The 6,930-nt window shown below is 75.2% G+C and carries 7 protein-coding genes; 2 read left to right on the forward strand and 5 right to left on the reverse strand.

The window, feature by feature from the left end; translation table 11 throughout:
• Window positions 1-11: 11 nt before the first annotated feature.
• The 5 genes from pnuC to rpe form a co-directional block, all read right to left on the reverse strand.
• Entirely contained in the window at window positions 12-710 is a 699-nt protein-coding gene (pnuC, locus tag ACGFNF_RS29640) for a nicotinamide riboside transporter PnuC (RefSeq protein WP_393172184.1), read from the reverse strand.
• Window positions 710-1,393 carry a riboflavin synthase gene (locus ACGFNF_RS29645; RefSeq protein ID WP_393172186.1) on the reverse strand — a complete coding sequence of 228 codons (684 nt, stop codon included), beginning with the start codon at window positions 1,391-1,393 and terminating at the stop codon, window positions 710-712. Before ACGFNF_RS29645 ends, pnuC begins: the two co-directional genes overlap by 1 nt.
• Window position 1,394: 1 nt before the next feature.
• The gene (gene ribD / locus ACGFNF_RS29650) at window positions 1,395-2,456 is read right to left on the reverse strand and encodes a bifunctional diaminohydroxyphosphoribosylaminopyrimidine deaminase/5-amino-6-(5-phosphoribosylamino)uracil reductase RibD (protein ID WP_357579345.1); all 1,062 of its coding nucleotides are present in this window, start codon (window positions 2,454-2,456) and stop codon (window positions 1,395-1,397) included.
• A gap of 415 nt (window positions 2,457-2,871) precedes the next feature.
• Window positions 2,872-3,828: a response regulator gene (locus ACGFNF_RS29655; protein ID WP_121395205.1), complete on the reverse strand. Its 957-nt coding sequence runs from the start codon at window positions 3,826-3,828 to the stop codon at window positions 2,872-2,874.
• Window position 3,829: 1 nt separating this feature from the next.
• Window positions 3,830-4,510 carry a ribulose-phosphate 3-epimerase gene (rpe, locus tag ACGFNF_RS29660; RefSeq protein WP_393172188.1) on the reverse strand — a complete coding sequence of 227 codons (681 nt, stop codon included), beginning with the start codon at window positions 4,508-4,510 and terminating at the stop codon, window positions 3,830-3,832.
• 246 nt (window positions 4,511-4,756) lie between these two features.
• Here rpe and ACGFNF_RS29665 point away from each other — a divergent pair, with 246 nt between their 5' ends.
• Together ACGFNF_RS29665 and ACGFNF_RS29670 are read left to right on the forward strand one after the other, a co-directional pair.
• Window positions 4,757-5,644: a septum formation family protein gene (locus tag ACGFNF_RS29665; RefSeq protein WP_357579343.1), complete on the forward strand. Its 888-nt coding sequence runs from the start codon at window positions 4,757-4,759 to the stop codon at window positions 5,642-5,644.
• A 111-nt stretch (window positions 5,645-5,755) separates the two neighbouring features.
• Window positions 5,756-6,646: a septum formation family protein gene (locus tag ACGFNF_RS29670; protein ID WP_357579342.1), complete on the forward strand. Its 891-nt coding sequence runs from the start codon at window positions 5,756-5,758 to the stop codon at window positions 6,644-6,646.
• Window positions 6,647-6,930: the final 284 nt, after the last annotated feature.

Below are 6,930 nucleotides of genomic sequence, written 5' to 3' on the forward strand. Positions count from 1 at the left end.
GCTTCGCTCGCTCATGCCACGGCCTCCGAGTAGGTCGACGGGATCGGGGCGGGCGCCGGGCGGGCGGCCCGCGAGGTGCGCCACCAGGCGACCAGGCCCCAGGCGCAGAACGCGCCGTAGACGAGGTACATGGCGGCCGAGGGGTAGAACCCGCCGCGCAGCAGCAGCGGCACGCCGACCGCGTCGACGGCGATCCAGATCAGCCAGAAGTCCACCCAGCCGCGCGCCATGCCGTACGTGGCGAGCAGGCTGCCGGTGAGGATCCAGGCGTCCGGCAGCGGCCCCCAGGAGCCGAGCGCGGCGAGCAGCGGGTACGCCGCCGCGGTGCCGATCCCGGCCGCGGCCAGCAGGCCGAGCCGTTCCCGGCCGGTGGCCCAGCGGGGTGCCACGGCGGCACCGTCTCCGTCGCCGCCGTGGCGGCGGTTGCGTGACCAGCGCCACCAGCCGTAGACGCTCAGCGAGAAGAAGAAGACCTGCCGGCCGGCCTGCCCGTAGAGGTCGTGCGCCTGCGGGGTGGCGAAGACGCCGCCCAGGAAGACGGTGAACAGCAGCGCGTTGCCGATCATGCCGACCGGCCAGGCCCAGACCAGCCGGCGCAGGCCGAAAACCGCCGACGCCAGCCCGAACCCGTTGCCGACGATCTCCCGGACCAGCACCGGCGACCCGGCGATGTCGACCTGCGCGTGGAGCAGCCACCCGAGCGGGCCCATCAGGCAGCCCCGCCCGTCGTGGCGGCGCCCGGCAGACCCGTGACCGGCAGCCCACCGGGCGGGCCGGCGTCGGCAACGGCGGGCTCGGCCAGCCGGGCGCCGAGCAGCCGCTCGACGTACTTGGCGAGCACGTCCACCTCGAGGTTGACCGGGTCGCCGACGCCCCGGGCGCCGAGGGTGGTCAGCTTCAGCGTGGTCGGGATCAGGCCGACCGCGAACCAGTCCGCGCCGACGCCGGCGACGGTCAGCGAGACGCCGTCGACCGTGATCGAGCCCTTCTCCACCACGTACCGGGCCAGGGCGGCGGGCAGCCGGAACCGGACCGTCTCCCACTGCGCGGCCGGCTCGCGGGCGATCACCTCGCCGACGCCGTCGACGTGCCCCTGCACGAGGTGCCCGCCGAGGCGGCTGCCCAGCGCGGCGGCCCGCTCCAGGTTGACCGGGTCGCCGGCCCGCAGCGCGCCCAGCGCGGAGCGGCGCAGCGTCTCCCCCATCACGTCCGCGGTGAAGGTCCCGTCGGAGACGTCGACCACGGTCAGGCAGACGCCGTTGACCGCGATCGAGTCGCCGTGCCGGGCGTCCGAGGTGACCAGCGGGCCGCGGACCGCGACCAGCGCCGAGTCACCCGCCGTCTCCGTGATCCGGACGACCTCACCCAACTCCTCGACGATGCCGGTGAACATGTCAGCCCTCCCTCTTCCGGGGCAGCGCGGTGATCCGCAGGTCGGGTCCGACCTGCGTGACGTCGACGAACTCCAGGTCGATGGCCTCGGCGATGGTGTTCACCCCGGCGTCGACCAGGGCGGTCGGGCCGGCGCCGAGCAGCCGGGGCGCGACGTAGCCGACGATCTTGTCGACCAGGCCGGCGGCCAGGAAGGCGCCGGCCAGCTTCGGGCCGCCCTCCAGCAGCGCGGCGCGGATCCCCCGGCCGTGCAGCGCGGCGAGCAGCGCCGGCAGGTCGACCCGGCCGTCGGGCCCGGTGCCGACCTCCGCCGCGGTGGCGATCCACGTGCGCGCCGCGCCGTCGCGGACGCGGGCGTCGGCCGGCGTACGACCCTCGGTGTCCACCACGACCCGCAGCGGCTGCCGGATGGCGAGCGTGCCGTCGCGCAGGTTGCGGGCGGTGAGCCGGGGGTCGTCGGCGAGGACCGTGCCGACCCCGGCGAGGACCGCGTCGACGGTGCCGCGCAGCGCGTGCACGTCCATCCGGGCGGCCTCGGAGGTGATCCACATGCTGGTGCCGTCGGCCGCCGCCGACCGGCCGTCCACCGTCGCGGCGAACTTCCAGATCACGTACGGCCAGCCCCGGCGCATCGAGGTGAGCCAGGCGACGTTGCCGGCCTCCGCCTCGCACGCGCGTACCCCCGTGTCGACCTGGATCCCGGCGGCGCGCAACGTGGCGGCGCCCCCGGTGGCGAGGGGGTTGGGGTCGGGCACGGCGATGACGACCCGGGCGACTCCGGCGCGCACCAGCGCGGTGCTGCAGGGGCCGGTGCGACCGGTGTGGTCGCAGGGTTCCAGGGTGACCACGGCGGTGCCGCCCCGGGCCCGCTCCCCCGCCTGGGCGAGCGCGACGATCTCGGCGTGCGGCCCGCCGGCGTAGGCGTGGAACCCCTCGCCGACCACCTGCCCGTCGGCGTCGAGCAGCACGCAGCCGACCACCGGATTGGGGCTGGTCGTGCCGAGACCGCGCGCGGCGAGTTCCACCGCGCGACGCATCGCCTCATCGACGGAGACGCCGGCCATGCCCTGCCCTCTCACTCGCCGGTCGACGCGCGGGCGGGCAGGGGAGGCAACGGCATGGGGCCGCGAGCGTGCGGCGGCGGAGATCCGGGTACGGCGGGGCCGCCCCGGGGGGCGCGCACGGCACGCTGAACTCAGCGGCCGGGCAGGGCCCATCCGTCCCGCGCGCTGTCTCCCATCCGGACTGTCTGGGGGCGGGTTTTCCCGCTCCCAACCGTCGGCCCCGGATTCTCACCAGGTCCACCGGGCGGCACGAGGCCGACCGGGTCGCGGGCTTACCACGGTCACACCGTGGATCACCGCCGGTTCGGAATTACACCGAGTCCCGCCAGCGCGTGGTGGGTACACGGGAAGTGTTACACGCCGGACGGGGGGTCGCGCCACCCGGGCGTGGTACTTCACAGCAACAGCGCACGAATCAGGTAACCCCGCGCCGGCGGTCCACCGCCACGTACGAGCCGGGTTGGCTCTTGGCCACCGTCTTCATCTCGGACGCGACCGCGATCGCCTCCAGCGGGTCGGTGAACCGCTTGCCGGAGTCGGAGAGGGACACGCCGATCGACAGGGTGACCAGGGCGGCCCGCCGGATGTTGCCCCGGCGGTCCTTCAGCTCCACGTAGCCGCGCGCGGCGTCGACCGGGTCGTAGAGCGAGTCGGCGGCCTTCTCGAAGTCGGCGGAGACCCGGGAGGTGAGCGGCCGGACCTGCTCCGGGGCGCAGACGATGACGAAGTCGTCCCCGCCGACGTGCCCCAGGAAGGCCGGTGGCAGCCCGACCGAGACCACCGCCCGGTGCAGGCTGCGGGCCAGGGCCGAGATGAAGTCGTCGCCGCGGACGAAGCCGTACCGGTCGTTGACGCTCTTGAACCGGTCGATGTCGATGTAGCCGACGGCGTAGTCGACCCCGCTGCGGACGCGGTCGGAGATCTCCCGGCGGATGCGGCTGTTGCCGGGCAGCCCGGTCAGCGGCGAGACCTCGCGGAACTCCTTGTTGCGGCGCAGCGTGGAGCTGACCCGGGCGACGAGTTCGGCGGTGTCGAAGGGCTTCACCAGGTAGTCGTCGGCGCCGGCGCTGAGCCCGTGCACCTTGTCCACCGTCATGCCCTTGGCGGTCAGCATGATCACCGGCAGGGCGGAGGTCATCGGGTCGGCGCGCAGCCGCCGGGTCAGCTCCAACCCGTCGATGCGCGGCATCATCAGGTCGACCACCGCCAGGTCGGGTCGCTGGCGCTCGATCACCTCGAGCGCCTCCTGCCCGTCGCTGGCGTGGATCACCTCGAAGCCGTGCAGCCGCAGGTTGAACGCGACGAAACGCGCGATGTCCTCGTCGTCGTCGACGACGAGGATGACGTCCGGACGGTCGCCGGCCGGTTCCACGTCAGGCTCCGGGGGCGGCGTGTTCCGCGAGTGCCCGCAGCTTCCGGATGGCCTCGGCGGGGTCGTCGGCGCCGTAGACGGCGGTGCCGGCGACGAACGCGTCGGCCCCCGCCTCGGCCGCCTGGGCGATGGTGTCGGCGGCGATGCCACCGTCGACCTCGATGCGCAGTTCGAGGTGGCCGGCGTCGACGTGCCGGCGGGCCGCGCGCACCTTGTCCAGCAGCTGCGGGATGAACCGCTGCCCGCCGAAGCCGGCCTTGATGGTCATGATCAGCAGCGTGTCGAAGCTCGGCAGCAGCTCCAGGTACGGCTCGATCGGGGTGTCCCGGTCGATCGCCAGCCCCGCCTTGGCCCCCGCCGAGCGCAGGTCCTTGGCCAGGGCCACCGGATCGTCGCACGCCTCGGCGTGGAAGGTGACGTTGTACGCCCCGGCGTCGGCGTAGCCGGGCGCCCAGCGGCGCGGGTCCTCGATCATCAGGTGCACGTCGAAGGGCAGCTCGGTGGCGGCCCGCAGGCTCTGCACCACGGGCAGCCCGATGGTCAGGTTGGGCACGAAGTGGTTGTCCATGACATCCACGTGCAGCCAGTCCGCGGCGTTCTCGACGGCGCGGACCTCCTCGGCGAGGCGGGCGAAATCGGCGGCGAGGATGCTGGGCGCGATGATCGACGGCGGTACGGTCACCGGGCCAGTGTACGAACGTGGCCGACGGCCGCCCGCAGCGCGCCACCAACGGGACACCCGGTGACCCGACGGTGACCAGTGGTGCAGAATTGGTCCTCCCGGCTCGGCGAAACCGGACGAAGGGCCATCCGTGACTGGCCGGACGACGGAAACGCGGCGAGACTCCATCAGGGACGGTGACGTGAGCCGCACGCCCGCGCGGTGCCCGGCGGCGGTCGACGCGTCAGCTCCCGGAAAGGGCGGACGATGCGACGGTGGCTCGCGGCGCTGGCGCTGGCCGGCACGCTGACGGTCCTGCTGTCCGGCTGCGTACGACCGGGCGGCTCCGACGGCGACCTCACCGACGACTGGCCGGCGCTGCGGGCGCCGCAGCTGTTCGTGCCGGCCACCGACGCCTGCCTGCCCCGGATCACCGCCGTCGTGCAGGCCCGCACCTACGAGGCGGTGGACTGCTCCCGCAACCACCTGGCCGAGACCGTGCACGTGGGCAGGTTCGCCGGGCCGGCCGCCGACGGCGACCGGCCCGAACCGGGATCCGCGGCCCTGCGGCCCGCCCGCGCCGAGTGCGACCAGCGCGCCCGCGAGGTGCTCGGCGGCGACTGGCACGCCGCCCGCGTCACCCTCACCATCGCCCTGCCCTCCGCCCCCGCGTGGCGCGCGGGCGCCCGCTGGTTCCGCTGCGACCTGAGCGAGACCGGCAGCATCGACAACACCCGGCCGGTGAACCGCACGGGCAGCCTGCGCGGCGCGATGATCGGCGACTCCCCGCTGCTGCACCGCTGCTTCGACCCCAAGCTGATCGGCGACAACCTGAACTACATGGCCCCGGTGCTGTGCACCGAGCCGCACCGCGCCGAGTTCGTCGGCGTCTACCTGGAGCGGGACATGACCTGGGCCGAGTTCGGCCGGTCCCACCGGCAGGCGCACACGCGCTGCATGGCGCTCATCGCCGCCTTCGCCGAAGTGCCCGTCAACAGCGACCTGCCGTACCGCGCGGGCTCGATCTTCTATCCCCCGTCGCAGCGGGAGTGGCAGGAGGGCGACCGGGGCGTGCGGTGTTTCCTGTGGAGCGACGACCGGAAGCTGACCCGCTCCATGCGGGGCGCCGGCCCGCAAGGGTTGCCCGCGAGCTGAGCGGGGGTGCCGTATGCTGCCGCACCGTGGCGTGTCCGGCCGCCTCCGCGCCGGCGGGACCGTCGCGCTGGCCGCCGCCGGAGTGCGGCCCACGAACGGCGGGAGGTCGGGATGCGACGGTGGTGGACGGCGGCCACGGTGGGCGCGATGACGGCCCTGGCGCTCGCCGGTTGCGGCACCCCGGCCGGCACCGACCGTGACCTGACCGACGACTGGCCGGCGCCCGCCGCGCCGCAGGCGTTCGTGCCCGCCGCCGGGGTCTGCCACGCCGGCGTGCAGGACGTCGGCTACCTCACCGCCTACCACCCCGTCGACTGCGCCGTGTCGCACCGCACGGAGACCGTGCACGTCGGCACGCTGACCGGGGCGGGAGCCGACCGGGTCACGCCCCCGCCGGCCGGCTCGGCCGGCATGCGTGCCGCCCGCGCCGAGTGCGACGCGAAGGTCAACGAGGTGGTCGGCGGCGACTGGCGCTCGGGCCGGCTCGGGCTGAGCGTGGTGCTGCCGTCGCCGCAGGCATGGGGCGGCGGCGCCCGCTGGTTCCGCTGCGACCTGAGCGAGCAGACCAGCCTCGACGAGGCCGCCGCGAAGGCCCGCACGGGCAGCCTGAAGGGCGCGCTGACCGGTGCCGCCCCGCTCGCCCACCGCTGCTTCAACCCGAAGACGCGGGCCGACGAGGTGCGGGAGATGGTGCCGGTCGCCTGCACCAGCAAGCACCGCGCCGAGTTCGTCGGCGTGTGGCAGGCCCCCGACACCAGCTACGACGACTTCGGCCGGGACACCCGGAAGGTGCACCGGGCGTGCCGGACGCTGATCGCGAAGTACGCGAGGGTGCCGGACAACGGCGACCTGCAGTACCGGGCCGGCTCGATCTACTACCACCCGTTCGAGCGGGAGTGGCGCAACGGCAACCGGGGCGTGCAGTGCTTCCTGTGGGTCAGCGACCGCAACCTGACCCGGTCGGTGAAGGGCGCCGGCACGAAGGGCCTGCCGGTCACCTGAGCGGGGGGGGGGGGGGGGGGGGCCGCCCCCCCCCCCGGGGGGGGGGGGGGCGCGGGGGGGGGGCGGGGGCGGCGCCGGAGCGGGGGGGGCAACCGGCGGGGGCCGGGGCGCGGGAGATTGGCGGGTCCCCGGGGGGGCCGCGGCGGGGGGGGGGCGGGGGGGCCCGCCCCCCCCGCCCCCCGGCCCCCCCCCCCCCCCGGGGGGCGGGTGGGGCCCGCCGGCGGCGACCCGCTGGAGGCGGCCCTGGTCGCCTTCGCCGGCCGGTGCGGCCTCGACCCGGAACT

The sequence above is a fragment of the Micromonospora sp. NPDC048868 genome (assembly GCF_043198195.1).
GTDB classification, from domain to species: Bacteria; Actinomycetota; Actinomycetes; order Mycobacteriales; family Micromonosporaceae; genus Micromonospora; species Micromonospora reichwaldensis.

What these genes read in the sequence shown, in the direction of transcription:
- pnuC (WP_393172184.1), bottom strand. Translation starts at nt 710, where the DNA reads ATGGGCCCGCTCGGGTGGCTGCTCCACGCGCAGGTCGACATCGCCGGG.
- ACGFNF_RS29645 (WP_393172186.1), bottom strand. Translation starts at nt 1,393, where the DNA reads ATGTTCACCGGCATCGTCGAGGAGTTGGGTGAGGTCGTCCGGATCACG.
- ribD (WP_357579345.1), bottom strand. Translation starts at nt 2,456, where the DNA reads ATGGCCGGCGTCTCCGTCGATGAGGCGATGCGTCGCGCGGTGGAACTC.
- ACGFNF_RS29665 (WP_357579343.1), top strand. Translation starts at nt 4,757, where the DNA reads ATGCGACGGTGGCTCGCGGCGCTGGCGCTGGCCGGCACGCTGACGGTC.
- ACGFNF_RS29670 (WP_357579342.1), top strand. Translation starts at nt 5,756, where the DNA reads ATGCGACGGTGGTGGACGGCGGCCACGGTGGGCGCGATGACGGCCCTG.